Source organism: Thauera sp., assembly GCF_035444905.1.
Taxonomy (GTDB): Bacteria; Pseudomonadota; Gammaproteobacteria; order Burkholderiales; family Rhodocyclaceae; genus Thauera.
The window spans coordinates 1-1,143 of record NZ_DAOMPS010000159.1; the positions used below are offsets into that span (position 1 = coordinate 1).

Annotated in this window: 2 protein-coding genes; one reads left to right on the forward strand and one right to left on the reverse strand. The window is 38.8% G+C overall.

Annotated features, from left to right (window positions below; genetic code table 11):
• Positions 1 to 327 (forward strand): hypothetical protein (locus PLC66_RS22790; protein ID WP_324544456.1); only part of this gene is annotated, 327 nt, incomplete at its 5' end.
• 448 nt (positions 328 to 775) lie between these two features.
• Here the strand turns inward: PLC66_RS22790 and PLC66_RS22795 are convergent.
• A partial coding sequence (locus PLC66_RS22795; RefSeq protein ID WP_324544457.1) for a hypothetical protein occupies positions 776 to 1,143 on the reverse strand: 368 nt, incomplete at its 5' end.

Genomic DNA, 1,143 nt, shown 5'->3' on the forward strand with positions numbered 1-1,143 from the left:
GAGAAGAAAAAGAAAAAAAGAAAAGAAAACGACACACACACACACACACACACACACACACAAAGAAAAAGAAGAAAAAGGAAAAAAGAACAAACAAACCAACAAACAAAAGAAAGAAAGAAGAGAGAGAAGAAGGAAGAAGAAGAAGAAAAAGTGAGAGACAGAGAGCACACACACACACACACACACAGAGAGAACCTTTTGTTTTTGTTTTTTGTTTCTCTTCTCTCTCTCTTCTCTTCTCTTCTCTCTCTCTCTCTCTCTCTCTCTCTCTCTCTCTCTCTCTCTCTCTCTCTCTCTCGTTTTGCACCGTCAAGGCCAAATTGAGCCCCGAGCAGCGCTCCCGCCACGGCACAATTGGCCGCCGCAGACCCTAAAAACAACAACAAGACTCCAGTCTGTGTCTGAACATTTTCAGGAGAGGAGAAAAAGAGAGAGAAAAAAGAGGAGAGAGAAAAGAGAAGGGAGAAAGAGAGAGAGAGAGAGGAGAGTTTGAAAAAAAAGAGGCTCACAGAGCCGAAAGAAGCAACAAAAAAAAAGGGAAGAAAACACACACACACACACCGCCTTCCAGGGCCAGCACCGTGATTTGCTCTGCAAAGAGCGCTCTCTCTCTCTCTCTCTCTCTCTCTCTTTCTTTGCACAATATCTCTGTATATTCTCTATGTATTTCTATTCTCTCTCTCTCTACATCTATCTAGATATTTATTTATAGACATATATTTATGTATATGTATCTCATATATCTGTATATATTATGTCTATAGACATATTTCTAGATATATCCATATACATTTATATGCAAATATCTGTAAATATCATATCTAGGGATGTTGGGAGAGAGAGTTTTTTTTTCTTCTTTTTTTTGTTTTTGTTTTTTGTTTTTGTTGGTTTCGTTCTTTCCTCCCCGCGCTCTCTTTTTTTTTCCTCTCTCTTCTTTCCTTGCCTTAAAAAAAAAGGAAAGTTGTTTTTTTTTTTTTTTTTGTTGGTTTGGTTTCGTTCTTTCCTCCCCGCTCTCTCTCTCTTTTTCTCTCTCTCTCTCTCTCTCTTCTCTTTCCTTGCCTTTCTTTTTCTTGTGCCCTCGGAGGGACCTTTTCAACAACAAAAACAAAAGGGTAGAAACCACGCATTTTTTTTGGGGGG